The sequence below is a fragment of the Kitasatospora sp. NPDC001119 genome (assembly GCF_053598475.1).
Genome location: NZ_JBSFKI010000006.1, coordinates 247,737 through 271,108, shown reverse-complemented (window position 1 = coordinate 271,108; position 23,372 = coordinate 247,737). Strand labels below are relative to the sequence as shown.

The 23,372-nt window shown below is 75.2% G+C and carries 23 protein-coding genes; 8 read left to right on the top strand and 15 right to left on the bottom strand.

What is annotated here, in order from left to right; translation table 11 throughout:
- Positions 1-51 precede the first annotated feature (51 nt).
- A complete protein-coding gene (locus ACWDD9_RS10225; RefSeq protein ID WP_449811331.1) occupies positions 52-1,545 on the top strand; it encodes a PP2C family protein-serine/threonine phosphatase in 1,494 nt (497 codons plus the stop codon).
- A gap of 121 nt (positions 1,546-1,666) precedes the next feature.
- On the opposite strand, the gene ACWDD9_RS10220 is transcribed toward ACWDD9_RS10225, so the two are convergent.
- From ACWDD9_RS10220 to ACWDD9_RS10185, 8 genes are all read right to left on the bottom strand, one after another.
- Positions 1,667-2,020 carry a DUF2516 family protein gene (locus ACWDD9_RS10220; protein WP_049654152.1) on the bottom strand — a complete coding sequence of 118 codons (354 nt, stop codon included), beginning with the start codon at positions 2,018-2,020 and terminating at the stop codon, positions 1,667-1,669.
- A gap of 138 nt (positions 2,021-2,158) precedes the next feature.
- Complete coding sequence (locus ACWDD9_RS10215; RefSeq protein ID WP_449811330.1) at positions 2,159-2,701, bottom strand: hypothetical protein; 543 nt, start codon at positions 2,699-2,701, stop codon at positions 2,159-2,161.
- A 2-nt stretch (positions 2,702-2,703) separates the two neighbouring features.
- Complete coding sequence (locus ACWDD9_RS10210; protein ID WP_049654148.1) at positions 2,704-3,111, bottom strand: helix-turn-helix domain-containing protein; 408 nt, start codon at positions 3,109-3,111, stop codon at positions 2,704-2,706.
- 104 nt (positions 3,112-3,215) lie between these two features.
- A complete protein-coding gene (locus tag ACWDD9_RS10205) occupies positions 3,216-4,019 on the bottom strand; it encodes an alpha/beta fold hydrolase (RefSeq protein WP_449811329.1) in 804 nt (267 codons plus the stop codon).
- A gap of 92 nt (positions 4,020-4,111) precedes the next feature.
- Positions 4,112-5,209: a DNA polymerase III subunit beta family protein gene (locus tag ACWDD9_RS10200; protein ID WP_449811328.1), complete on the bottom strand. Its 1,098-nt coding sequence runs from the start codon at positions 5,207-5,209 to the stop codon at positions 4,112-4,114.
- 34 nt (positions 5,210-5,243) lie between these two features.
- Entirely contained in the window at positions 5,244-6,230 is a 987-nt protein-coding gene (locus ACWDD9_RS10195; protein WP_380777193.1) for an RNA polymerase sigma-70 factor, read from the bottom strand.
- A gap of 33 nt (positions 6,231-6,263) precedes the next feature.
- Entirely contained in the window at positions 6,264-6,461 is a 198-nt protein-coding gene (locus ACWDD9_RS10190) for a hypothetical protein (RefSeq protein ID WP_449811327.1), read from the bottom strand.
- A 25-nt stretch (positions 6,462-6,486) separates the two neighbouring features.
- Positions 6,487-9,666, bottom strand: coding sequence for an SNF2-related protein (locus tag ACWDD9_RS10185; protein ID WP_449811326.1), 3,180 nt, complete (start codon positions 9,664-9,666; stop codon positions 6,487-6,489).
- Between the two features lie 184 nt (positions 9,667-9,850).
- On the opposite strand from ACWDD9_RS10185, the gene ACWDD9_RS10180 reads away from it, so the two are divergent.
- Positions 9,851-10,465 (top strand): YceI family protein, encoded by a 615-nt coding sequence (locus tag ACWDD9_RS10180; RefSeq protein ID WP_449811325.1) that lies wholly within the window; start codon positions 9,851-9,853, stop codon positions 10,463-10,465.
- A gap of 112 nt (positions 10,466-10,577) precedes the next feature.
- On the opposite strand, the gene ACWDD9_RS10175 is transcribed toward ACWDD9_RS10180, so the two are convergent.
- Positions 10,578-11,564 carry a LysR family transcriptional regulator gene (locus tag ACWDD9_RS10175; RefSeq protein ID WP_387967266.1) on the bottom strand — a complete coding sequence of 329 codons (987 nt, stop codon included), beginning with the start codon at positions 11,562-11,564 and terminating at the stop codon, positions 10,578-10,580.
- A gap of 114 nt (positions 11,565-11,678) precedes the next feature.
- Between ACWDD9_RS10175 and ACWDD9_RS10170 the strand changes: the two genes are divergently transcribed.
- Together ACWDD9_RS10170 and ACWDD9_RS10165 are read left to right on the top strand one after the other, a co-directional pair.
- Complete coding sequence (locus tag ACWDD9_RS10170; RefSeq protein WP_449811324.1) at positions 11,679-13,025, top strand: MFS transporter; 1,347 nt, start codon at positions 11,679-11,681, stop codon at positions 13,023-13,025.
- Between the two features lie 9 nt (positions 13,026-13,034).
- Positions 13,035-13,514, top strand: coding sequence for a macro domain-containing protein (locus ACWDD9_RS10165; RefSeq protein WP_049658671.1), 480 nt, complete (start codon positions 13,035-13,037; stop codon positions 13,512-13,514).
- 70 nt (positions 13,515-13,584) lie between these two features.
- Here ACWDD9_RS10165 and ACWDD9_RS10160 read toward each other — a convergent pair whose 3' ends face one another.
- Positions 13,585-14,157: an N-acetyltransferase family protein gene (locus tag ACWDD9_RS10160; RefSeq protein ID WP_449811323.1), complete on the bottom strand. Its 573-nt coding sequence runs from the start codon at positions 14,155-14,157 to the stop codon at positions 13,585-13,587.
- Positions 14,158-14,337: 180 nt separating this feature from the next.
- On the opposite strand from ACWDD9_RS10160, the gene ACWDD9_RS10155 reads away from it, so the two are divergent.
- Together ACWDD9_RS10155 and ACWDD9_RS10150 are read left to right on the top strand one after the other, a co-directional pair.
- On the top strand, positions 14,338-15,156 hold the full coding sequence (locus tag ACWDD9_RS10155) for a TetR/AcrR family transcriptional regulator (protein ID WP_234348640.1): 819 nt from the start codon (positions 14,338-14,340) through the stop codon (positions 15,154-15,156).
- 250 nt (positions 15,157-15,406) lie between these two features.
- The gene (locus ACWDD9_RS10150) at positions 15,407-15,868 is read left to right on the top strand and encodes a hypothetical protein (RefSeq protein WP_387967272.1); all 462 of its coding nucleotides are present in this window, start codon (positions 15,407-15,409) and stop codon (positions 15,866-15,868) included.
- Between the two features lie 78 nt (positions 15,869-15,946).
- Here ACWDD9_RS10150 and ACWDD9_RS10145 read toward each other — a convergent pair whose 3' ends face one another.
- Together ACWDD9_RS10145 and ACWDD9_RS10140 are read right to left on the bottom strand one after the other, a co-directional pair.
- Entirely contained in the window at positions 15,947-17,227 is a 1,281-nt protein-coding gene (locus ACWDD9_RS10145; RefSeq protein WP_117488441.1) for a GNAT family N-acetyltransferase, read from the bottom strand.
- Positions 17,228-17,267: 40 nt separating this feature from the next.
- On the bottom strand, positions 17,268-17,789 hold the full coding sequence (locus ACWDD9_RS10140) for a GNAT family N-acetyltransferase (protein WP_074001743.1): 522 nt from the start codon (positions 17,787-17,789) through the stop codon (positions 17,268-17,270).
- A 124-nt stretch (positions 17,790-17,913) separates the two neighbouring features.
- Between ACWDD9_RS10140 and ACWDD9_RS10135 the strand changes: the two genes are divergently transcribed.
- Together ACWDD9_RS10135 and ACWDD9_RS10130 are read left to right on the top strand one after the other, a co-directional pair.
- Positions 17,914-18,237, top strand: a complete 324-nt coding sequence (locus ACWDD9_RS10135; RefSeq protein ID WP_380745194.1) for a hypothetical protein — start codon at positions 17,914-17,916, stop codon at positions 18,235-18,237.
- A 122-nt stretch (positions 18,238-18,359) separates the two neighbouring features.
- The gene (locus ACWDD9_RS10130; protein ID WP_449811322.1) at positions 18,360-18,788 is read left to right on the top strand and encodes a type II toxin-antitoxin system VapC family toxin; all 429 of its coding nucleotides are present in this window, start codon (positions 18,360-18,362) and stop codon (positions 18,786-18,788) included.
- On the opposite strand, the gene ACWDD9_RS10125 is transcribed toward ACWDD9_RS10130, so the two are convergent.
- The 3 genes from ACWDD9_RS10125 to ACWDD9_RS10115 form a co-directional block, all read right to left on the bottom strand.
- Complete coding sequence (locus ACWDD9_RS10125; protein ID WP_449811321.1) at positions 18,773-20,068, bottom strand: C40 family peptidase; 1,296 nt, start codon at positions 20,066-20,068, stop codon at positions 18,773-18,775. The two genes, ACWDD9_RS10130 and ACWDD9_RS10125, sit on opposite strands and share 16 nt — an antisense overlap.
- A 295-nt stretch (positions 20,069-20,363) precedes the next feature.
- On the bottom strand, positions 20,364-21,437 hold the full coding sequence (locus tag ACWDD9_RS10120) for a hypothetical protein (RefSeq protein WP_449811320.1): 1,074 nt from the start codon (positions 21,435-21,437) through the stop codon (positions 20,364-20,366).
- Positions 21,438-21,526: 89 nt separating this feature from the next.
- A complete protein-coding gene (locus ACWDD9_RS10115; protein WP_449811319.1) occupies positions 21,527-23,359 on the bottom strand; it encodes a threonine/serine exporter family protein in 1,833 nt (610 codons plus the stop codon).
- Positions 23,360-23,372: the final 13 nt, after the last annotated feature.

Here is a 23,372-nt window from a genome sequence, read left to right as displayed (position 1 = left end):
CTGCGGACGGACGTCGACCGTTACGCAGTCGGGGAAAGGGAGGAACCACCGATGCCCGCAACGGGAGACGGGCGGGCACCTGGTGCCGCGGGCCTGCCGGGCGCCCATGACGGCGCCCCCGTCGGTCATGCCCGAAGCCGCGTCACGACCGGACCGGCCTCGGCGGCTCCCCCGATACCCCACCCCCGCTCGCGGGCCGCGCACGCCTCCCACCCGTCCCACATCTCCGACCCGGGCGGCCCGGCGGCGGACGGACCGGCCGACGGCGCCCCGCTGCGGCTGCTGGTCATCGAGGACGACGCCTCGGACGCCCAGCTGATCAAGGCGGCGGTGGCCGACAGCGGCACCTCGATCGAGATCCACTGGGCCCGCGGCCTGGACCAGGCCACCGAACTGCTCGCCCCGCCGGTGAACTGGGCCCGGCGCGGGCGCTCCCGCACCCCCGAGTTCGGCTGCGTGCTGCTCGACCTCGCCGCGCCCGCCGACCTGCCGCACCCGACCGACTCCTCGGACGGGCTGGCGGGCCTGCACGAACTGCTCCGCCGGGCCCCGCACACCCCGGTCGTGGTGCTCACCGACGCCGCCGGGGCCGAACTCGGAGCGGCCGCCGTCGCCGCCGGCGCCCAGGACTTCCTGCTCAAGCACGAGACGGACGGCCCGCTGCTCGCCCGCGCCCTGCGCTACGCCGTCGAGCGCAAGCGCGCCGACGAGTCCCAGCGCCGCCTGGTCGAGGCCGAGTTGCGCGGCCAGGAGAACGCCCGCCTCCAGCGCCACCTGCTGCCCACCCCGCTGCTCGACGGCGCCGGGCTCTCCTTCACCCGGCGCTACCGCCCCGGCCGCCGCCGCGCACTGCTCGGCGGCGACTTCTACGACGCCGTGCGCACCGACGACGGCGCCGTCCACGTCGTGATCGGCGACGTCTGCGGCCACGGCCCGGACGAGGCCGCGCTCGGCGTCGCGCTCCGGATAGCGTGGCGCACCCTGGTCTTCGCGGGCCTCACCGGCGAGACCCTGCTCACCACCCTCCAGCACGTGCTGGAGCACGAACGGCGCAGCGACGAGATCTTCGCGACGCTCTGCATGCTGGTCATCGAGCCCGGCGGCCCCGGCAGCGGCCTCGACTCGCTCGGCACCGGCGAGCGGGCCCGGCTCTACCTCGCCGGGCACCCGGCGCCGCTGCTGCTCGGCCGGGACCACGAGCCGATCACCCTGCCCGCCGACCTCGCCGGGCCCGCGCTCGGCCTGCTGCCGTGCCACGACGGGCAGTCCGCCTGGCCCGCCCACGAGGTCGAACTGCGGGCCGGCTGGCGGCTGTTGCTCTACACCGACGGACTGATCGAGGGCCGGGTCGGGGCCGGATCGCGCCGGCTGGGCCAGGACGGGCTCGCGGACCTGATCGGCGACCACCAGGCCGCCGGACTGACCCGGGGGCGGCTGATCGACAGCGCCATCGCCGAGGTCGAGGAGCTGAACGGCGGCGCGCTGACCGACGACGTCGCGGTGCTGCTGCTGGAGCGCAACCCGGTGCAGCTGATCCTCGGCTGATCCCCGGCCGAGGGACGCGCGGACAGGCGCGGAAGCGGTCGACGAAGAACGAGGGCGGACAACGTGACGGCCCGGGCGGGTGAACTCCCCGCCCGGGCCGTCGTGTTGTCGGCTGCCGCTCCTACCAGGGGCCGTACGGCCCGGTGTTGCTCCGACCGCCCCGGCCGCCGCTGCCGCCGGTCAGCGCCCGGATCGCCGGGCGGACGTCCACCACGTAGACGATCGAGGCGACCAGGCCGGCCAGGGTGCCGATGCCGGTGAAGAAGTTCACCCCGAACAGGAAGTCCCAGCCGAAGGAGATCGCCAGGATCGCCACCCAGAAGCCCTTGGTCTTCTTGTCGGCCGCCCGGTAGGCGTCCTCCCGGCGGGTGACCGCGTCGGCCAGGGCGAACAGCTTGTAGGCGAGGATGGCGATGGTCGCCCACCAGATCGGGTTCAGGTAGGAAAAGGCCAGAATCTGCAACACTCCGACCATTTCGATCTCCTCTGCTCTCGACTCCGGCGCTGCGACCGCTGCCCATCCTGGCACGACGACCGTCCGCGACGGGCTCAACGTCCCGTGGTCACCGGATGTGCCCCACGGGGTACGGGGGCGTGTCGGACACGCCCCGGGTCACTCCGCGGCGTCGGCGGCGCCCTTGCGGGCCCGCGCGGACTTCTTCGGGGCGGGCTCGGCGTCGACCTCCGCGAGCTCCGAGACCTCCGCGACCTCCGCCACCGGCTCGGCCTCGACCAGCTCCGCGGCCGGCTCGGGCCGCTCGGCCTCGTCCGGCGTGCCCGGGCGGGCCTTGTCCACCACGACCTTGCCGCGCTCGGCCAGCTCGTCGTACGTCTCCTTGGCCTTCACCGCCAGCTCGACCGCGCGGGCCACCTGCTGCAGGGCGAAGCCCTGGGCCCGCTCCTGCAGGGCCTTGAGGTCGGTCGGCAGGGTGGTGACGGTCTCGGTGACCTTGGCCTGCGCCCCGGTCAGCAGCGACTGCGCCTCCTGGAGCCTGGCGGTCGCCTTCTCCTGCGCACCCTTGCGGTCCGCCGCCAGCGCCTCGACCCGGCCCGGCACCTCGCGCAGCTTCTCGTACGCGAGGTCTCCGGCGCCGGCCAGGGCGTACAGCGGGGTCGGGTCTCCGAGGGTCTTCTTGATCTCGTCGGTGATGGGCATGGTTACCGGTCCTCCCGGTGGGTGTTCTGGGTGGCTGGGCCGTCGGCCGTCGGCTTGGGAGCCGACGACGCGTTCTCCTTGAGGAAGGCGTCGTAGACCGCGAGCAGCGCCTGCTTCTGCTGCTCGTTGATCAGCGGATCGGCCAGGATCGAGGCCCGCAGCTCCAGGCCCTCGCCCCGCCGCTCCTCCAGGATCCCGGCCTGGACGTACAGCGTCTCCGCCGAGATCCGCAGCGCCTTGGCGATCTGCTGGAGGATCTCCGCACTCGGCTTGCGCAGCCCGCGCTCGATCTGGCTGAGGTACGGGTTGGACACTCCGGCGGCCTCCGCCAGCTGCCGCAGCGAGTACTGGGCGTTGCGGCGCTGCTCGCGGATGTACTCGCCCAGCGAGCCGACGTTCAGTGAGGCCATGCGGACAGCCTGCAACACCCTGCTTGCAAATGCAAGCAGGGTGCTAGCGGCAGCAAACGGGCCCTGCCGGGAGACCGACCGGGTGGGCGGGCCGGGGCCGGGGGTCAGGCCAGGTGGGCGAGGAGGAGCTCGATGAGCCGTTCGGGGGTGCGCAGCGGGAGGTAGTGGTCGGCGTCCGGGACGAGGTGGCCGCGGGCGCCGGGGATGTCGGCGGCGAGCCGCCGGGCGATCGCCGCGATCTCCGGGTGGTCGCGGTCGCCGTGGACGACCAGGGTGGGCGCGGCGACGGTGCCGAGGAGCGGTTCGGCCGCCCGGGCCGGCGCGCCCGCGAGGTGGTGCTCGCTGACGATCCGGCGGGCCGCGTTCTCCTCGACCATCGTCGCGACCAGCTCGCCGCCCGGCGCGTCGCGGCCCATGGCGGCCCAGACGGAGAGCTCCAGCGCGGCCAGCGCCGCCGTGTCGCCCCGGCGCCGGGCCTCGGCGTAGGCGGTGGTCTCCGGGGACGGCGGCCAGTCGTGGCCGCTGACCGAGGCGCCGACCAGGCCGAGCGCGGCGACCCGGTCGGGGTGGGCGAGGGCGAAGTCCAGCGCGGTCTCCCCGCCCATGCTCAGGCCGACCAGCGCGGCGCGGCGCAGACCGAAGTGGTCCAGGACGGCGAGCAGGTCCGCGACGTCGTCGAAGGCCCGCTCCGGCGCGGCGGACCGGCCGAGGCCGCGGGCGTCGTAGCGGATCACGTCGTGGTGCCGGGACAGCGCCGGGGCGACGGCGTCCCACAGCCGGGAGTCCATGCCGGAGCCGTGCAGCAGGACCACCGGGCTGCCGGTGCCGCGGCGCTCCGCCCACAGCCGGCCGCCGCCGGGAGCCGGGACGTGGACCTCGGAGGCACGGGGATCGGTGTGCGGGCTCATGCGGTGATCCTTCCAGAGCCCGCGCAGGCCCGGCCGGTCAGGCCGGTCAGGCCGAGGCGGTCAGGCCGTCAGGCGGTCAGGCGGTCAGGCGGTCAGGCGGACTCGGGCAGCCGGACGGGCATCAGGACCGAGAAGGTGCCCGCCCGCCCGGGGGTGCGGACGGCCAACGGGGCGATCGGGCCGCCGAGTTCGAGGAGCAGCTGTCCGGGCCGCCCGGCGTCGAGGGCGTCGAGCAGGAAGTCCCGGTTGACGGCCAGTCGGTAGCCCTCGGGGGCCGGGTCGTCGGCGACCGTCAGGCTTCCGTCCCCGGCCAGGGTCAGGACGGTGACCTCGCAGTCGGCGCCGTCCGGGCCGGAGGGCAGGGTGCGGGTGGCGCCGGTCTCGACGGCGGCGCGCAGTTCGGCGGCGGACAGGGTGATCCGGTGCTCCGGTTCGAGCCGGGTGACGGCCCGGTGGTCGGGGTAGTCGACGTCCAACGCGACGCCCTCGATGCGGTGCTCCCCGACCTCGGCCCGGACCGGTCCGTCCCCGAGGGTGAGCGCCACCTCGGCCGGGCCCGCGCCGAGCAGTGCGCGCAGCGCGTCCACCAGCGCGGTCGGGACGACGGTGCCGGCCACCGGCCGTTCGGGCGTGTCGCCGGTGGCGGGCACCTCGGCGAGGGCCATCCGGTAGCGGTCGGTGGCAACCAGGCGCAGCACCGGTCCGTCCGGTTCGAAGAGCACGCCGGCGAGCGAGGGCAGCTCCGGGCGCCCGCAGACCGCGAAGCGGACCGCGTCCAGGGCGGCCGCGAGCTCCTCGGCCGGGACGGTGAGCCGGAGTCCGGCGGGGGTGGTGGTCATCGGCTGCTCCCTCTGGTCGATCATCGCGTGGATCAGGGAGAGCTCGCGGCGGGCGTCGGCGAGGCCGTCCTCCAGCCGGCGCAGGTGTGCGTCGAGCACCTGCCGGGCCTCGCCGCTGCCGGGCGCGGCGCCGAGCACGGCGCGGATGCCGGCCAGCGGCAGGCCGACCCGGCGCAGCCGGGCCAGCAGCCGGGCGTCGGCGAGCTGGCCGGGCCGGTACCAGCGGTAGCCGGTCTGCGGGTCCACCCAGGCGGGGGTGAGCACCTCGGCGCCGTCGTAGTAGCGCAGGGTGCCGACGCCCAGGCCGCTGGCGCGGGCCAGTTCGCCGATGCTGTGCAGCTCGCTCTCCATGCCGGTGACTCTGCGGGCTCGACCTGGTCGAGGGTCAAGCCGGGCCGGAGCGGTCGGCGCTGCCGTCGGCGCCGGGAGCGGGGGCCGGGCCGGCCAGGTGGGCCAGCTTGCGCGGGTTGCGGACCGCCCGGATCTCGGAGATCCGCACGGCGCCGTCGGGCTGCTCGGCGAACTCGAAGACGGTGACGGAGTCGACCGCGCCGTCCACGGTGACCAGCACGCCGGGCACGCCGTTGACCAGCACCGGACGGACACCGGCCCCCTCGCCCAGCCGGCGGAGCACCCCGAGAACGAAGCGGGCGACGTTGTCGGCGCCGGTGACCGGCCGCAGCGCGGCGCTGATCACCCCGCCGCCGTCCGTCCAACTGGTGACGTCGGGGGCGAGCAGTTCCAGCATCCGGTTGAGGTCGCCGCCGACGCAGGCCGCCAGGAACTCGTCGGTGGCACGGCGGCGCAGCTCGGGCGGGGCGTCGTAGCGCGGCCGGCGGGCGCGCACGTGCGCCCGGGCCCGGCTGCCGACCTGGCGGCAGGCGGCCTCGGTGCGGTCCAGGGCCTCGGCGATCTCCTGGTAGGAGAAACCGAAGGCCTCCTTGAGCACGAACACCGCCCGCTCCAGCGGGGACAGGCTCTCCAGCACCACCAGCAGGGCGACCGAGACGGTCTCGGCCCGCTCGACGCCGTCGGTCGCGTCCGGCTCGGCGACCAGCGGCTCGGGCAGCCAGGGGCCGACGTAGGACTCGCGGCGGACGGCGGCCGAGTCCAGCTTGTTGAGGGCGAGGTTGGTGACCGTACGGGCCAGGAAGCCGCCGGGACTGGCGACCGGGCCGGTGACGCCGCTCCAGCGCAGCCAGGTGTCCTGGACCAGGTCCTCGGCGTCGGCGACGCTGCCGAGCATCCGGTAGGCGATGCCGAAGACCGTGCGCCGGTGCCGCTCGAAGTCGGCCAGCCGGGGGTCGGTCGGCCCGGTCGCGCTGGTCTGCCCGGCTTCACCGGCCGGCCCGGTCTCGTGGGTGTCGGTCACCCGCGCGACGCTACCGCACGGTAGTCGTCGCGCTCAGCTCCGGAAGGCCTCGTAGGCGGGGGCCAGCACGGCGGAGAGGTCGCGGCCGTACGCGGTGATGCCGGAGCGGCCGAGGCGGCGCAGCGAGGGCTCGTCCGGGCCGTCCTCCTCCGCCGGGGCGGGGCTCAGGGTGAAGTCGCCGCGCCAGTAGGCGGCGACGTTGACCACGGGCGGTCTCGGTTCGTCGGTCACGCGTCCTCCTCGGTGCCGGAACCGGTCATAGGTCCTCCTCGGCCACGGCGTCCTCCCGGGTGAGGGCGACCAGTTCGCGCAGTGCGTCGACCGGCAGGTCGGTGAGCCAGCGCTCCCCCTCCCCCACCACCGCCTCGGCCAACGAGCGTTTGGCGGTGAGGAGTTCGTCGATCCGCTCCTCGACGGTGCCGACGCAGACCAGTCGGCGGACCTGGACGTCCCGGCGCTGGCCGATCCGGAAGGCGCGGTCGGTGGCCTGCTCCTCGACCGCCGGGTTCCACCAGCGGTCCAGGTGGATCACCTGGTTGGCGGCGGTCAGGTTGAGGCCGGTGCCGCCGGCCCGCAGCGAGAGCAGGAACACCCGTGGCCCGTCCGGGGACTGGAAGCGGTCGACCAGCTCCTCGCGGCGCGCCCGGGCCAGGCCGCCGTGCAGGTAGAGCACCTCCTCGCCGAGCCTGCGCTCCAGGTACGGGCGGAGCATCGCGCCGAACTCGGCGTACTGGGTGAAGACCAGCGTCCGGTCGCCCTCGGCCAGCGCCTCCTCCAGCAGTTCGGCCAGCCGGGCGACCTTGCCCGAACGCCCGGCCACCGCCGAGCCGTCGTGCAGCAGTTGGGCCGGGTGGTTGCAGACCTGCTTGAGCTTGCCGATCGAGGCCAGCACCGTGCCGCGCCGCTCCACGCCCCGGATGCCCTCGACCCGCCGCAGCAGGTCGGCGACCACGGCCTGGTAGAGGCCGGCCTGCTCGGCGGTGAGGTTGCACCAGACGGTCATCTCCTGCTTGGCGGGCAGCTCGGCCGCCACCGCCGGGTCGGACTTGACCCGGCGCAGCACGAACGGGGCGGTGCGGCGCAGGAGTTCGGCGGTGCGCTCGGGGTTGCGGTGCAGCTCGACCGGGATCGCGTAGCGCTCCTTGAAGCGCTCGGCCGGGCCGAGCAGGCCGGGGTTGGCGAAGTCCAGGACGGCGTGCAGTTCGGCGAGCCGGTTCTCCACCGGGGTGCCGGTGAGGGCGATCCGGTGCCGGGTGACGGGCAGCGACCGGATCGCCCGGGACTGCGCGGTGCCGGTGTTCTTGATGTGCTGGGCCTCGTCGGCGACCACCCGGCGCCAGCGGATCGCGCGCAGGGCGGCGAGGTCGCGCTGGACCAGCCCGTAGGTGGTGATGACCAGGTCCACGCCCCGTACGGCTTCGGCGAGTTGCTCCGCGCCGAGGCGGCCGGCCCCGTGGTGGACGTACCGCCGCAGGCCGGGGGCGAAGCGCTCGGCCTCGCGCTGCCAGTTGCCGACCAGGGACATCGGGCAGACCAGCAGGGTCGGGCCGACGGCGCCACCGGGCCGTTCGGGGGCCTTCCCGGAGGCCTGCTCGGGGACCTTCTCGGAGGCCTTCTCCGCAACCAGCAGGGCGAGCGTCTGGACGGTCTTGCCGAGGCCCATGTCGTCCGCCAGCACGGCGCCGAGGCCGAGCCCGGACATGGTCCGCAGCCAGGCCAGCCCGCGCTCCTGGTACGGGCGCAGCTCGGCCCGGAAGTCCGGCGGCAGCTCCGGCGCCACCGCGCCGCCGCCCCGCCCGGCGAGCAGGTCGCCGAGCGGGCCGTCCGCGCGCACCGAGGTGACCGGCAGCCCGGCGACCGTCGCGTCCGGGTCGAGGGCGAGCCGGAGCAGTTCGGTGGCGGCGAGCACGCCGTCGCGCCGGTCGGCGAGGAAGGCGAGGGCGGCGGCGATCTGGGCCGGGTCGGCCTCCAGCCAGGTGCCGCGCACCCGGACCAACCCCTGCTTGGCGGCGGCGAGTTCCGCCAGTTCGCGCTCGGTGAGCGGCTCCCCCTCCGGGCCGAGCGCGGCCTGCCACCGGAAGGCGACCACGGCGTCCCGGTCCACCTGGCTGGTGACCGCGAGGGTGCCGGGCGCGGGCGGGGTGGTGGCGCGCAGGGCGAGCCCGAGCCGGGGGCGGCGGCGCCACCAGGCGGGCAGCAGCACCCCGAAGCCGCCCTCGGCGAGGGCGGGCGCGGCGGTGCGCAGGAAGTCCAGCGCACCGGCCCGGTCGAGCGGCAGGGCGGACGGGCGGGAGCGGTGGCGCAGCCCGTCCAGGGCGGGCCAGCGGTGGGCGGCGCGGGCGAGTTCGGCGACCAGGACGTCGACCGGGTCGGCGGCCTTGCGGGCGAGCGCGGCGTGGGCGGCGCCGCCCTCGTGCAGGTCGGCGGCGCGGACCAGCAGGGAGGGCTCGTCCACGGCCTGGAGCAGGAACTCCAGCCGCCAGGCGTCGTCGGAGGGGCGGCCCTCGGGGTCGTCCGCGTCGGGGCCGAGCGGCTCGACCAGGCGGAAGCAGAGCCGCAGCGCCGGGTCGACGGGCTCGGCGGCGGCGTACCAGGCGCCGAGCCGGCGGCGCAGTTCGGCGACCTCCCCGGCCGGGGCGCCGTCGATCGCGCCGTCGGGGGTGGCGAGGGCGTGCAGCCAGCGCTCGGCGACGGCCTCCCCCGGCGCGGGGAAGGGGGTGTCCGCCAGTGCGGCGCGGGCCTCGGCGTCCACCAGTGCGCCCAGGGCGGCGCCCAGCAGCGCCTCGCCGCTGCCGGGCCCGTGCGGCCACTCCCCCAGCAGGACGGGCGGGCAGCCGGCGGCCAGGGCGGCGGCCTCGCGGCGCCCGGCCGGGGTGGGGTCGGGCCGCCACCGGGCCCGCGGCCGGCCGTCGGCGGCGGTCACGGGCAGCGGCAGCACCCGGCCCCGGCCGACCGTCCGCCAGGCGAGGTCGTGCACCCCGGTGAGCCAGCGCAGCGAGGGGCCGTGGACCACCTCGACCCGTCCGGCGCCGGGCAGGTCGGTGCCGGTGACGGCCCAGACCGGGTCGAAGACCTCGCCGAGCAGCTGGGCGGCGGCCCCGGCGTCGAAGAGCAGGGCCGGGACCCGCCAGGGGGTGAGCACGGCGCCGCCGCGCGGCGGGGTGACCGGCAGGTCGGGCGAGGGTGCGGGGACGGTGCCGACGGTGGGCAGCAGCAGGGTGGCCCAGCGCTCGGGGGCCTGGCCGGCGAGCCAGCCGAGGCCCGGGCCGATGCCGCCGAGCACGGCGGCCAGCTCGCCGGCCGGGCAGGCGTAGGGGTGGGCGCGCGGGGCGGGCCGGTCGGGGTGCGGCTCGGGGGCGCCGGGGTGGGCGCGGGCGTCCTCGGCCCAGAGCGCCAGCCGCCCGTCCGCCCGCCAGAGCGCGTGCAGGACGAACATCGGGGGCCTTCCGGGCGGGGTGGGAACCGTCCTTCGCAGCCTAACCGGGAGGGCCGACAGGACCGGTCCGCTGAGCCGTTCGGGGGAAGCCCGGACGCCATGGTTGAAAGTTGAACGAAGTTGTCCTATGCTGGAGCCAACAAGTTGAAGCCTAAACAACTGGCTTCGAACCAAGGAGGAAGCCATGGGCCTGTTCAACCGCACCAAGACCGTCACCGCCCCCGCCGCGGCCACCATCCGGACCCCGGCCGGCCCGGACCTCGCCCACCTGACCGGCGACTGGACGATCGACACCACGCACAGCGAGATCGGCTTCTCGGTCCGCCACGCCATGGTCACCAACGTCAAGGGCCGCTTCACCGAGTACGACGGCGCGCTGCACCTGGACGGGACCCACCCGGGCAACTCCACGGCCGAGCTGGTGATCAAGGTCGCGAGCGTCGACACCAACCAGGCCCAGCGCGACGAGCACCTGCGCACCGGCGACTTCTTCGCCGCCGACGCCCACCCGGAGATCCGCTTCCGCAGCACCTCCGCCCAGCTGGTCGGCGGCGACTCGTACCGGATGACCGGCGACCTCACCATCAAGGGCACCACCCGCCCGGTCGTGCTCGACCTGGAGTACACCGGCAGCGCCACCGACGCGTACGGCGCCGACCGGGTCGGCTTCGAGGGCAAGGCCGTCCTCGACCGCACCGAGTTCGGCCTGACCTACAACGCCGCGCTGGAGACCGGTGGCGTGCTGATCGGCGAGAAGGTCAAGCTCAGCTTCGAGATCTCCGCCGTCAAGGCGGCCTGAGCCGGCCGTCCCCGTCGCGGGTCGCCCCCGTCGCGGCCGGCCTCGCCCCGTCGCGGGCCGCCCCCTGAGCACCGTCCCTGCCCCTCCCCCCGGGGGCAGGGGCGGTTTTCGCCTACCCCGGGGGCAGCAGCGCCGCGTCCGCCGCGGGGAGCCAGCTGCCCGGCGGGCGGCGCAGCCAGCCCTCGGCCGCGCCGAGCTCGTCCGCCGCCGCGGCCAGCGCCCGCAGCCCCGGGTGACGCTCGCCGGGCCGGTGCACCAGGCTGACCAGGGTCAGCGGCACCGGCTCCACCAGCGGCACGTTCACCGTCCCCGGCATCCGCGGACCGCCGACCGTGGTCAGCATCGGATCGCCGTGCCGGACCAGGTAACGGGCGGTCTCGTCCACGCCGACCGGCGGCGCGTACGGCGCGGCCGCCGTCAGGCCGTGCTCGCGCAGCAGCCGGGTGCCGAGGTCGGCCCACTCGGTGGTGGCCGGATTGCCCACGCAGACGTCGACGGGGTGCCCGACCAGGTCCGACAGGCGCAGCGCGGCGCGGTCGGCCAGCGGATGGGTGTCCGCCATCATCACCGAAACCCGCTCCAACCGCACCGGCAGCTGGACGAGTTGACCGCGCACCGGGGCGGGCAGTCCGGCGAAGCGCCCGAAGGAGGCGTCCAGCCGGTGGGCCAGGAGCTCGGCGGCGGCCGCGGCCAGCCCGCCGTGGAAGCGGGCCAGCAGTTCGCCCTCCGGCCAGGCGGCGCGGGCCCGTTCGAGCACCCGGTCGGCGGCGAGGTCCGGGCCGTTGACGTCGCTGTTGAGGTCGAGCAGCAGCGGCCGGGCCGCGGCCCCGGCCCCGGTCGCCGCCTCGGCGAGGATCTCGTCGTGCAGGGCGAGGAACCGGCGCGCCCGGGGCAGCAACCGCCGCCCGGCCGGGGTGAGTTCGACGCTGCGGGTGGTGCGGGTGAACAGCGCGTCGCCGAGCAGCCCCTCCAGGGTCCGGACGTCCCGGCTGAGCGCCTGCTGGGCGGTGTGCAGCCGCTCGGCGGCCCGGCCGAAGTGCAGGGTCTCGGCGGTCGCGACGAAGCCGCGGAGCAGACGGGGGTGCAGGTCACGGGGCATGGGCGGCAGATTAACAACAGGGTGTTGTGAGTGCGGCGAAACAGGTGTTGGACGGCCGCCCGCCGCCGGCACCAGGCTGGGGGCACCCCCTTCCCGCCTGCTCACAGGAGCCCGATGCCCTCGCGCGCCCTCCTCACCTCCTACCGGCGGCTGTTCGCGGCCCCCGGCGCCGTCGCCTTCACCCTGACCGGACTGCTCGGCCGGCTGGCGCTGTCGATGAACGGCGTCGCACTGGTGGTGCTGCTCTCCGAACGGCGCGGCTCGTACGGGCTGGCCGGGGCGGTCTCGGCGACCGGGCTGGTCACCGGCGCGATCGGGATGCCGCTGATCGGACGGCTGGTGGACCGGTACGGGCAGGCGCGGGTGACGGTACCGGCCGCGCTGTACAACGCCGTTCCGCTGACCGGCCTGCTGCTCTGCGTCCGGCTCGGCGCACCCGACTGGACGCTCCTCCTCTGCTCCGCGGCCTGGGCGGCGGCGCCCAACCTCGGCGGCATGGCCCGCTCCCGCTGGGCGCACCTGCACCGGGACGACCCGGCCGCCCGGCACCTGGCCAACTCCTTCGAGCAGGCGCTGGACGAACTCTGCTTCATGGCCGGACCGGTGCTCGCGATGGTGCTCTGCACCACGTTCGCCCCGGAGGCCGGACTGGTCACCGCCGGTGCCCTCGGCACCACCGGCGCCCTACTGTTCGCCGCCCAGCGGCGCACCGAACCGCCGCTGCCGCCGCCCGTCTCGGCCGGCTCGGCTGACCCAGCCGGCTCCCCGCTGCGGGTGCCCGGGCTGCGGGTGCTGGTGCTGACCTTCCTGGCGACCGGCATGGTCTTCGGCGCGACCGAGATCACCACCGTGGCGTACGCCGACGCGCTCGGCCACAAGGCGTCGGCCGGCCTGCTGCTGGCCCTGGTCGCGGCCGGCTCCTGCCTGGCGGGGCTGCTGTTCGGACTGCTGGCCCCGCGTCGGGCGCCGGGCCCGCGCTTCCTGCTCGGCGCCACGGCGATGGTCGCGGTGCTGCTGCTGCCGCTCGCCGCCGGACTGGGCGGGGCCGGTCTCGGACTGCTCGGCGTGGCGCTGTTCGCGGCCGGCACCGCCACCGCGCCGACCATGGTGACGGGAATGACGCTGGTCCAGGAGCTGCTGCCGCGGCGGCAGTTCAACGAGGGGATGGCGATGGCGGTGTCCGGCATCGTGGTCGGCATCTCGGCGGGGGCGGCGCTCGCCGGGGCGGTCGCCGAGCGGGCCGCTCCGGGCACCGGCTACGCCCTGCCCGCCGCGGCCGCCGGGCTCGCGCTGCTGATCGCGCTGGCGGGGCGGCGGCACCTGGCGACGCCGGGGACGGCGGCGACCGGCGGCGCCTCGGGCCCCGGCTCGGACGGTGCATCAGGTGCGGCGGGTACGGCGGCCTCGGCGGGTTCGGCTGCGGCGGATAATTCCGAGCGGATTGTCAGTGCCTCCCTCTAACGTCGAGGCATGGAGGAAATCACCTACGTCCGAGGCGATGCCACCACGCCGCACGGCAAGGGCGTGAAGGTGATCGCGCACGTCTGCAACGACCTCGGCGGCTGGGGCAAGGGCTTCGTGCTCGCGCTCTCCAGACGCTGGCCCGAGCCGGAGGCGGCGTACCGGCGCTGGCACCGGGAGCGGGCGACGAACGACTTCGGGCTCGGCGCCGTCCAGCTGGTGCGGGTCGATCCGCACGTCTGGGTGGCCAACCTGGTCGGCCAGCGCGGCATCCGGACGGGGCGCTCCACCGGGGTGCCCGTGCGGTACGAGGCGATCGACACCGGGCTGGACGCGCTGGGCGGGCACGCGCTCCGGCTCGGCGCCTCCGTCCACATGCCGCGGATCGGCTGCGGTCTGGCGGGCGGGCGCTGGGAGCGGGTCGAGCCGCTGGTCACCGCCCGGCTGACGGACCGGGGCGTCCCGGTGACGGTCTACGACTTCGACTGACCGGGCCGCTCCGGCGCCGCTTCCACGTCCACCGGTCCGTTCCTACTGATCCGTTCCCATCGGTCCGTTCCTACCGGTCCGCCAGCTCCGGCCGGTCGGCCCCGGTCGCCACGCGCTCGGCCGGCCAGGCGTACACGTACTCGGGCAGCAGGAATCCGCCGGGGAACTCCCCCTCCTGTGCCCGGACCCGCTCGGCGCCCTCGCGCTCGTAGAAGGCGATCGCGCGGGTGTTGTCCCGCAGCACCTCCAGGGAGAGTGCGGCCCCGGGGTGCCGCTCGGCGACATGGGCGCGGCCCGCGGTCAGCAGCTCGCGGCCGATGCCGCCACCGTTCAGGCCGGGGCGCACGTGCAGGTTGTCGATCAGCACCCCGCCGTCCGGCTGCGGGACGAGGTAGATGAACCCGACCACCGCACCGGCCCGTTCGGCGATCAGGAGCTCGGGCGTGTTCTCCGGCTCCCCGTAGTCGGCGTCCAGGCGCAGTTCCCACAGCTCGCGCCGCTGGGCCGCCATCCCGTCGCCCAGCCCCTCCGCCGGGACGATCCCCCGGTAGGTGGTGCGCCAGCTGTGGGCGTGCAGCTCGGCGACGGCCTCGGCGTCCCGCACTCCGCCGCGCCGAATGACGATCTGTCCTGAACTGATCATGTGACCAGCCTCCCACAGAGATGGAGTTGAACATGTTCAACCGAAGCGTCTACAGTTCCCCTCAGCTTTTGAACGCGTTCGAAATTCGGGGGGTCATCGTGGTACCGGGTGCGGAGGGGGCATCCGGTGCCACGAACACCGACACCGGATGGAACGTCGTCTCCGGCTAGGCTCGTCCTCGTGGACGACCTGGCAGCGACGAACCGAACGGACGGCGGGAACGGCACGGCCGGGGCTCCGGCCGTGCCCGGACCGGAGGGCGGCCCCGCACCGGAGGGCGGGCCCCTGCCCGGCGGCCGGGCCCAGCCGAAGACCGACAAGAGTGAGGCGACCCGTGCCCTGATCCTGGAGACGGCCATGCGGCTGTTCCAGGAACGCGGCTACGAGAAGACCACCATGCGCGCCATCGCCACCGAGGCCGGCGTCTCGGTGGGCAACGCCTACTACTACTTCTCGGCGAAGGAATTCCTGATCCAGGGGTTCTACGACCGGATGACCTACGAGCACGCGGCCGACGCCAGGCGCCGGATGGCCCACACCCGGGACTTCTCCGAGCGGCTGCGGATCGCGCTGGACTCCTGGCTCGACACGGCCGCGCCGTACCACGAGTTCTCCGCGCAGTTCTTCCGCACCGCCGCCGACCCGACCAGCTCGCTGAGCCCGTTCTCCAACGAGTCCCACCCGGCCCGGGCGACGGCGGTCGAGCTGTTCCGCGACGTCCTCCAGGGCTCGGAGCTGGCGCCCAAGCTGGACGCCGAACTGGTCGAGCTGCTGCCGGACGTGCTCTGGCTCTACCTGATGATCGTGGTGCTGTACTGGGTCTTCGACCGCACCCCGGACACCGAGCGGACCAGGGAGTTCGTCCGGCGCTCGACGCCGCTCGCGGCGCGGATGATCAACCTGTCCCGCTACCGGGTCTTCCGGCCGATCGTCCGCGACGCCAAGGGCCTGATCCAGGACTTCATCCTGCCCACCATCGGCAAGGCGGCGGTCAAGTAGCGCCCGCCCCGGCCACGGACGGAACGCTCCGGCCGGGCACTCCCCCACCGGGAGTGCCCGGCCGGATGCGTTCGGGGGCCCGCCCTCCATATCCTGACTCATCGTCAATCGCCCCTCCCGCGCCGGATCGAGACGGCCTGGGATTCGATGTGGCCGAAGATCATTCACCCGTTCGAGGGATGGAAACGCCCACCGCAGCGATCTAGCGTGAACATGCAAATCCGACAGGAAGACAAGGAGATCAGTTCACATGCGTTCCCTGGCCTCGACTCTCAAGTCCCGTATGGCTCCCGTGGTGTTGCTCGCCGCCTGCACGACGGCCCTGGCCGCGCCCCACGCGGTGGCGGCCCCGAACTCGGTGGCACCGGGCTCCACCGCCGTCGACCTCTGGGTGCAGAACGCCGAAGGCATGGGCGCGGTCAAGGGCACGCTGTCCTGGAACGGCGAGGGCGGATACTCCTTCACGGGAACCGCCGACGCGACCTGCGACGGCCCCACCAGGGTCACCACGTGGCTCGAGTACGGAGGCGCCAGCCAGAGCTGGAAGCAGTCCAACGAGGCGGACTGCAAGAAGTCGCCGCACGTCGCCGACGTGAAGGTCTCCGGGACCTTGAACAAGGGCGAGAAGCTGGAACTGCGCGTCAGCTCGTGGCGCGCCGTGCTGCTCGACTCCTACCGGGCGAGCAGCAAGCAGGTCTACACCATCTCCTGAGCCCCGCGCGGCTGTTGCGTCCGCCGCCATGCCGGAGGCCGGCCCGCGAACGGGTCGGCCTCCGGTGTGCGCACGGGATCAGAACTCGGTCGGCGTCCAGGCCCGCAGCGGGGTGCGCAGCAGCAGGTCGGCGGCGGCGGCCGCGCCCGGGCGCAGTTCGGTGAGCAGGGCGGCCGCGGCCAGCCTCGACGCCGTCTCCGCGCCCAGGTAGAGCGAGCCCAACTCCGAGGCGCCGAGCGCGAGGTCGGCGTCGTCCGTGGTCCGGACGCAGCGGCCGGTGCCGTCCTCGGCCGTCTCCAGCGCCCAACGGCCGGAGGCGTAGCCGAGCCTGTCGTCGACCTCCAGCACCACCCGGCCGGGGGCGCCGTAGCTCCGGGCGCCGAACGCGGCCTCGACGTCCAGCACCCGCAGCCACACGAGGTCCCCGTTGCCCTCGTGCGGGGTGGCCGCGCGCGGGTCCTGGAGCAGCAGCGGCAGCGGGTCGTCCGGGGCGAGCTTGGGCACCTCGACCCGGGACACCCAGTCGACCGACAGCACCAGGCGCCACAGCTCGACGGCGGTGGGCAGGTCGAGGGCGATGAACTCGCTCACGGTGAGCTTGCAGTCGGGGTAGGCGCCGTCCCACTTGTTGGCGATCCGGTAGAGCACCAGGCCGGTGACCTCCCCGGCGGCGTCCCGGTGGACGGCGGCGAAGGGCTCCTTGAACTCGTCGCCCGGCGCCCGCACCTCGCCGGAGGTGCGCTCCCACCAGAGCGTGTCGCGCTCGATCGCCCCCGGCTGGGTGCGCCGCCAGCGCTCGTGCAGGTCTGCTCCCAGCTCGCGCAGCTCCGCCATGGTCACGAAGTCCGTCCGGCCGCCGGGGACGCCCGGCAGGCCCTCGCGCAGACCGCGGGTGCGGCGCAGCTCGATGTTCCAGCCGGCGCCCTGGGTGGCCGGGCCGAAGCCGAAGCGGCCGTAGATGTTGTACTCGGCGGCGGCCAGGATCGCGACCGCGCTACCGCGCTCGGCGGCGGCCGCGAGGTCCCGCCGCATCATCGCGCTGAGCAGGCCGCGGCGGCGGTGGGTGGCGGTGACCGCGACGTTGGTGATGGCGTCGGCCGGCACGACGGCCCCGCCCGGGACGGTCAGTTCGGTGTCGAAGCTGCGGAAGGTGGCGATCTGGCGCTCGCCGTCGAAGCCGGCCAGCATCCGGCCGGGCTCCCAGTAGCGGCGGCGCAGGTCCTCCGCGACGGCCACCTCGGGGCGCAGGAAGCCGAAGTTGAGCGCCCGGTTCCACTCTGCGACCTCGTCCACCGAGACGGCCCGTACCTGGAGCCCGCTCACGGTGTCGACGGCCGCGTGATCGTTGCTGTTGCCCATGGGGCCACCGTACGGCGGCCTTTCGGGGGCGGCATCCGATTTATTCCGTGCGCGACCCGGTGTGCTCGCCCGGCACCACCACCCAGTGGTTGGTCCGCAGGACGCGGTCCGCGAAGTCCAGGTCCCGCTCGCCGAGCAGCCGGAAGCCGAGCGCCCGGCAGATCCCGTTGGACGGCCCGTTGGCCGTCCCCGGGTTGGCGTGCACCTCGCCCCAGCGGCCGTCCTCGGCGGCGGCGTCCAGCACCAGGCGGACGGCCGCCTTGGCGAGGCCGCGGCCCTGGTACTCGGGCAGCACCATCCAGCCGATCTCGGAGACCGGCACGCCGTCCTCCTCGTCCGACCAGAGCGTGACGACGCCCGCGGCCTCGTCGCCCCCGGCGGAGTCCGGCACGATCATCCTGATCCAGGCGCCGTCCGCGGCCACCTCGGCCAGGTCCTTGCGCAGCCGCGCCTCCACCTTCTCCCGGGGCAGCGGCCCGCCCAGCTCGGCCATCATCACCGGGTCGCACCGCATCCGGACGTACGCCTCGACGTCCCCCGCCCGAACATCCCGCAGCCGCATGACGCCTCCTCAGTGCCGGTCCGGCGGCCACGCTAGCGCGACCCGCCGACAGTGGCGCCCCGGCGGCCCGACCTGGCATCCTCGTGCCGGTTCAGGCACAAACGATCCGTTTTCGGGGGGAACCATGGAGGACCAGTACGTCCGCCGGCTGAAGGACTACGAGAGCTGGTCGCTGGCGGTGAAGCTGGTCGGCGGGCTGACCGTGGCCGGCTGGCTCTGGGCGCTGTGGCTGGTCTTCCTCCCGGCCGCGGGGATCTGCGGCACACCGGCCTTCTACGAGCCGACCGGCTTCCACATGGCGGAGGCCTGCGACTCCGAGATGATCGGCCGGATCGGCGGCGCGCTCGCCGTGTTCCTCGTGTCGATCCCGTTCGCCGCCGCCTGGGGCTGGACCGTCGTGCGGCTGCGCGACAGCCGCCAGGCCCTGGCCGACCTGGCCGACCGGTAGCCCGCCGGAGCGGCGGCCTTCGTGACGGCCTTCACGGCGGTCCTCGTGGCGTCCACCATCGGCGGCGCCCGCCGGAGTTGACTGGTCGGCGATCCCCGCGCCCCGAGGAGGCCGCCACCGCCATGGCCACGTACGTGATCACTCCGGAGGTGGCCCTCCACCTGGTCCGGGACGGGGCCGCGGCCCCCGCCGGGCACCAGCTGCCGGCCCCGACCCTGCTGCGCTCGCAGCTGCTGTCGCTCCTCTACGGGGCCGTCCGGCACGGCGAGTTGGCCGAGCGGGACGCCGAACGCGCGCTCGACGCGGTGCGGGCGCTGCGGATCCGGCTGCTCGGCGACCGCGTCCTGCAGGCCACCGCCTGGCGGATCGCCGAGCGGCTCGGCCTGCCGGACACCCTGGACGCCGAGTACCTCGCGCTGACCCGGCTCCAGGCGGACGCCCTGGTCACCCTCGACCCCGCCCTCGCGGCCGCCGCCGAGGGGGTGGTGCCGACCGCCCCCGTCGAGGTGCTGACCGCGGCTCGCCGGCCCGGGGGTCAGGGGCGGGCGTAGAAGTTCGGGGTGCCCATGATCCAGAGGCTGGCCTGCTTGACCGGCATGCCGGCCCGCGGGGCCTCGATCATCTGGTCGTCGCCGATGTAGAGCCCGACGTGGTAGATGTCGGCGGCGCGGCCGGTGTCGGTCCAGAAGACCAGGTCGCCCGGGCGCAGCTGGCGGTAGCCGATCGGGGTGCTCTGGGCGTACTGGTCGGCGGCGAAGTGGTTGAGCTGCCGGCCGCCCTCGCGCCAGGCCATCATCGTCAGCCCGGAGCAGTCGTAGCCGCCCGGGCCCTCGCCGCCCCAGACGTAGGGCAGGCCGATCTTGGACTTGGCGAAGGCGATGGCGGCGGCCGCGCCCTCGGCGGACCACGGACGGGCGGGGGGCGGGGCCTGGGCCCTGGCAGCGGCGGCCGCTGCCGCCTCTGCCGCCGCCGCGGCCTCGGCTTCCCGGGCGGCCTGCTCGGCGGCGGCGCGGGCGGCGGCCTCGGCCTCGCGGGCGGCGATCGCCTCCAGGGCCTCGCGGCGCCGGCGTTCCAGCTCGACGGTGGTGTTCCGGGCGGCGGCCAGTTCGACGAGCAGCTGCTCGCGGCGCTGCCCGGCGGCGGCCACCTCGCTCTGCTGGGCGGCCAGCCACTGCTCGGCCCGGGCCTTGGCCGCGCCGACCTCGGCGGCGGCCTTCCCGGCGGCCCCGGTGGCGGCCCGGGCCTCGGCGGAGGCGCGGCGGGCGGCGGCGGCCGTGGAGGTGGCGGCGTCCAGGATCTGCCGGGTGCGCTCGCTGACCTGGCCGACCGCGGCGGCGCGCTCGCCCGCCTCGCGCGGGCCGTGGGCGCCGAGCAGGGCGTTGAGGGCGGACAGTTCGGCGCCCGCGCCCTGCCGGTAGGTCTCGGCCGCGAGCCGGGCCGCGTCCTCGGCGGCAGCCACCCGCTCGGTCTCGGCGGCCGCGGCGCGCTGTGCGGCGGCCGCCTCCTCGGCGCGGGCCCGGGCGAGGGCCAGCTGGGCACCGTTGTAGGCCTCGACGGCCTGTTCGGCGGTGCGCCCGGCCCGGTCCAGCTCGGCCCGGGCGGCGGTGAGGGCGGCCTCCAGGGCGGCGGCCGAGGAGGCCTTGCCCTCGGCCTCGGCCCGGGCCCGGTCGATCTCCTCGGTGGTCGGGTACGGCTCCTCGTCCGCGGGCCGGCCGACCGCCGGTACACCGGTGACGGGTTCGCCGAGCGCGGGGGCGGCCTGGGCGGCGGGGAGCAGTCCGAGCAGTGCGGTGAGGGACAACAGGAGGGTCGGCAGGAGCCTGCGAGCCACGCGACATCATCCCTTCTGACGGGTCCGGAGGGGACGGCGTCGGACGGTGCGCGGCATCGGGGCGGGCGGGCGACGGCCCGGCGGCCCGGTGGTGGCGGGGAGTCCGATGAATCATCCCATCACGTGACAGAACGGTCACATGACGCTCATGTTCTCAATTCCGGCAGGCTTCACACCTGGAAAAGTGCTCCGCCGGTCGGGTGACGATCAGATGATCTGACCAAACGTCGGCTCCGACCGGGCGCCCGAGGGCGGGCCGAGAAGGGCGGACGAGAGCGGGCGGCGGCCGGGCGGGTTACCGGCCGATCCGGCGGGTGTGCGTCCGCAGCCTGGGGTGCCGCGCGGGCCGGCTCTCCAGCCCGGTCGGACCGGCGGCGAAGGCCCGGCTGCGCCCCGCCCGGACGGTACGGCGACGCTGCTGCGCCAGGCGGGAGCGGTCCGGACCGGGCCCGGCCGCCGGGTCCGCCGCACCCGGGGCCCGCCCCGCCGTCCCGGCGGCGGCCGCCGAGCGGCGGTCGGCCAGGCGGGCCTGACGGCGGGCCAGCGCCCGGGCGGCGTGCGCGTCGAGGTGGGCGCTGGCCCGGGCGGCCATCCGCTCGGCCACCCGGTGCGCGGCCGGGTGGTTGGCGGGCACCTTGTCGGGGGCCCCGGCGATCAGGTCGAAGAGCCAGGTGCGGGCCCGGTCCGCGCGCCGGTGCAGCAGGCGCTCGCGCCGCAGCGCACGCGCCCGGCGCCGGGGGCGCGTGGCGTACCGCCAGCGGGCCCAGGGACTGCTCGGGCGGGCCAGCCGGATCGCCCCGATCCAGGACAGGCCGGGGACCATGATCCCGAGCAGGCCGGTCCACACCTTGCCCTTGAGCAGGGTGACCACCGAGGCCAGCGAGTTCACCGAGATGATCGTGATCAGCCCCCACCTGGTCTCCTCGCCGGGCACCACGCCGAGCGGCACGTACCCGACCAGCAGCAGGGAGGTGAACAGGATGCCGAAGATCACCGCGTCCACCGACTTGCGGCCCTGTTCGCTCCAGTACACGTCGTCCAGGTGCAGGATCAGCGCGAACTCGTCCAGCACCAGGCCGCAGCCGATGCCGAAGGCCAGCCCGAACCAGTCGATCCACGGGTGCCCGCCGTAGGTGGCGAACACCCCGATGCCGCCGAGCAGCAGGAAGCCCAGGCCGAACACCATGTGGTGGATGTGCAGGCCGCCCGGGGTCACGTTGCCCGGCCACCAGCGCACCTGGGCGCGGATCATCCGGACGCTGAACCGGATGAAGACGAAGGAGGTGATGAATCCGACCAGCAGCAGGAACAGCGGTTGCTTGTGCGCGGCGACGATGTGCTCGCGGTAGCCGTCCAGCAGTGTCGTCATGGGTCTTACCTTCGTTCCTGGTCCTGCGTCCTGCCTGCCGTGACGTGGCCCGGGGCCCACGCCTCCCCCAACACCGGGTCGCCGTCCGGTCAGAAGCCCCGGGTGCGCTTGGCCGCCCGGCGGGGCATGACCGGGTAGAGCGACGGGCGCTCGGCGCCGACCGGCAGCTTCAGGAACAGCCGGGCGATCTCCCCGCCGAGGTTCACCCCGACCGCCAGCGCCATCGCGATCGCCGCCGCCCGGAAGACCGACACCAGACCGGCGCTGGAGTGCCCCTGGGCGAAGGCGAGCATCCCGAGGTAGAGCGCCGAACCGGGCATCAGCGGGCCGATCGCGGCGGTCACGTACGGCAGCGCCGAACCGTTGCGGTAGCGCGCCATCAGCTGTCCGAACAGGCCGACCAGGCCGGCCGCCACACCGGTCGCCGCGATCGGGTTGACGCCCGCGTTGTACACCAGCGCGCCGTAGCTGGCCCAGCCGATGCCGCTGTTGACGGTGACCAGGGCCAGCGTCCGGCGGTCGGTCTGGAGCAGCGTCGCGAAGGCCAGGGTCAGCAGCATCGCGGCGATCATCTGGACCGGCGGGTAGTTGACGCCCACCAGGCTCTCGTCCGGGCGCAGGTTCGCCTCGAAGCCGACCCCCAGGTAGAGGATCACCATCACCCCGATCACGATGCCCGCGACCAGGTAGACCACTTCCAGCAGACGGGCCGCGGCGGTGATGTAGAAGCCGGTCAGGCCGTCCTGCACGGCGGCGACCAGGGCGCGCCCGGGCAGCAGGGCGAACAGGCCGCCGGTGATCACGACCGAGCCGCGCAGGCCCCAGTCGTTGAGCGAGAGGATGATGCCGGAGGCCGCGGCCGGCATCGCGGCCGCCACGAACTGGTAGAACTCCGGCAGCCGGCGCTTGGCCAGGGCGGAGGCCAGCCGGTCGCCGAGGACGGCCGCGACGAAGGCGCTCGCGAACACCAGCCAGGCCTTGTCGTCGATCTTCCCGCCGACCAGGAAGGTCGCCGCGCCGGCCAGCAGGCCGGTGGTCAGGGCGAGGAACCAGGCCGGGTACGGGTGCCGGTTGCGGCGCATCGCCGCGAGCCGGCGGTAGGCGTCGTTGACCGTCACCTGCTCCGCGGTGATGTCCGCGACCAGCGCGTACACCGCGTCGAGCCGGGTGTAGTCGGAGGTGCGGCGGCGCACCACGCGGTCGGCGGTGACCGGCGGCTCGACCAGCGAGGGCTGGTACGAGATGCCGATCAGGGTGAAGGTGACCTGCGGCTCGCAGCGGTCCAGCCGGTAGGCGTGCGCGATGCCGAGCATCGCGGCCTCGACGTCCTCGGCGGCCTCGCCGCTGGCCAGCAGCAGCTCGCCGATGCGCAGCGTCAGGTCGAGGATGCGCGGGACGTTGCGGGTGACGGCCGCGGAGGGGTGCATCTCGCGGGCGGTGCGCTCGAAGGCGGGGCGCTCGGACATCGGGGTGCGCAGCAGGGTGCGCATCCGGTCCGGCCAGGGCGCCTCGCCGGGGGCGCCGGCGGTCAGGTCCGGGACCGGGATGCCGGTGGGCGGGGTGTAGCCGGCCGCCCGCCACTCCTCGGGGGTGAGGGTGTCCTCGGCGACCGAGCGGCGGCGGACCGGGCGCTCGTCCTCGACCCGCCCGGCCTCGACCCGCCCGGCCACGGACGCGGGCACCGGCTCGGACACCCGCTCGGGCTCCGGGGCCAGCAGGCCCCTGGTCTCCGGGACGGGCGGCACGAGCGGCACGACGGTGGTGGGCTCGACCACCGGGGCGGGGTGGCCGAGCAGGCCCTCGGTGGGCGGGGCGTCGGCGGGGTGCACCGGCTTCGGGGACGCCTGCCGCGGCTGTCGGGCCGCCCGGCCTCCCCTCGCCCGCTTGCCCGCACCCGGTCGGCCCCGCTTAGGCACTTCCACTCCTTGCCGCCCC

Bases quoted from the DNA above. Each gene is read 5' to 3' on its own strand.
- ACWDD9_RS10165 (WP_049658671.1), top strand. From the start codon at position 13,035: ATGGAGGAAATCACCTACGTCCGAGGCGATGCCACCACGCCGCACGGC.
- ACWDD9_RS10160 (WP_449811323.1), bottom strand. From the start codon at position 14,157: ATGATCAGTTCAGGACAGATCGTCATTCGGCGCGGCGGAGTGCGGGAC.
- ACWDD9_RS10170 (WP_449811324.1), top strand. From the start codon at position 11,679: ATGCCCTCGCGCGCCCTCCTCACCTCCTACCGGCGGCTGTTCGCGGCC.
- ACWDD9_RS10135 (WP_380745194.1), top strand. From the start codon at position 17,914: ATGGAGGACCAGTACGTCCGCCGGCTGAAGGACTACGAGAGCTGGTCG.
- ACWDD9_RS10210 (WP_049654148.1), bottom strand. From the start codon at position 3,111: ATGGCCTCACTGAACGTCGGCTCGCTGGGCGAGTACATCCGCGAGCAG.
- ACWDD9_RS10185 (WP_449811326.1), bottom strand. From the start codon at position 9,666: ATGTTCGTCCTGCACGCGCTCTGGCGGGCGGACGGGCGGCTGGCGCTC.
- ACWDD9_RS10140 (WP_074001743.1), bottom strand. From the start codon at position 17,789: ATGCGGCTGCGGGATGTTCGGGCGGGGGACGTCGAGGCGTACGTCCGG.
- ACWDD9_RS10180 (WP_449811325.1), top strand. From the start codon at position 9,851: ATGGGCCTGTTCAACCGCACCAAGACCGTCACCGCCCCCGCCGCGGCC.
- ACWDD9_RS10225 (WP_449811331.1), top strand. From the start codon at position 52: ATGCCCGCAACGGGAGACGGGCGGGCACCTGGTGCCGCGGGCCTGCCG.
- ACWDD9_RS10145 (WP_117488441.1), bottom strand. From the start codon at position 17,227: ATGGGCAACAGCAACGATCACGCGGCCGTCGACACCGTGAGCGGGCTC.
- ACWDD9_RS10120 (WP_449811320.1), bottom strand. From the start codon at position 21,437: ATGACGACACTGCTGGACGGCTACCGCGAGCACATCGTCGCCGCGCAC.
- ACWDD9_RS10150 (WP_387967272.1), top strand. From the start codon at position 15,407: ATGCGTTCCCTGGCCTCGACTCTCAAGTCCCGTATGGCTCCCGTGGTG.
- ACWDD9_RS10130 (WP_449811322.1), top strand. From the start codon at position 18,360: ATGGCCACGTACGTGATCACTCCGGAGGTGGCCCTCCACCTGGTCCGG.
- ACWDD9_RS10215 (WP_449811330.1), bottom strand. From the start codon at position 2,701: ATGCCCATCACCGACGAGATCAAGAAGACCCTCGGAGACCCGACCCCG.
- ACWDD9_RS10200 (WP_449811328.1), bottom strand. From the start codon at position 5,209: ATGGAGAGCGAGCTGCACAGCATCGGCGAACTGGCCCGCGCCAGCGGC.
- ACWDD9_RS10205 (WP_449811329.1), bottom strand. From the start codon at position 4,019: ATGAGCCCGCACACCGATCCCCGTGCCTCCGAGGTCCACGTCCCGGCT.
- ACWDD9_RS10220 (WP_049654152.1), bottom strand. From the start codon at position 2,020: ATGGTCGGAGTGTTGCAGATTCTGGCCTTTTCCTACCTGAACCCGATC.
- ACWDD9_RS10175 (WP_387967266.1), bottom strand. From the start codon at position 11,564: ATGCCCCGTGACCTGCACCCCCGTCTGCTCCGCGGCTTCGTCGCGACC.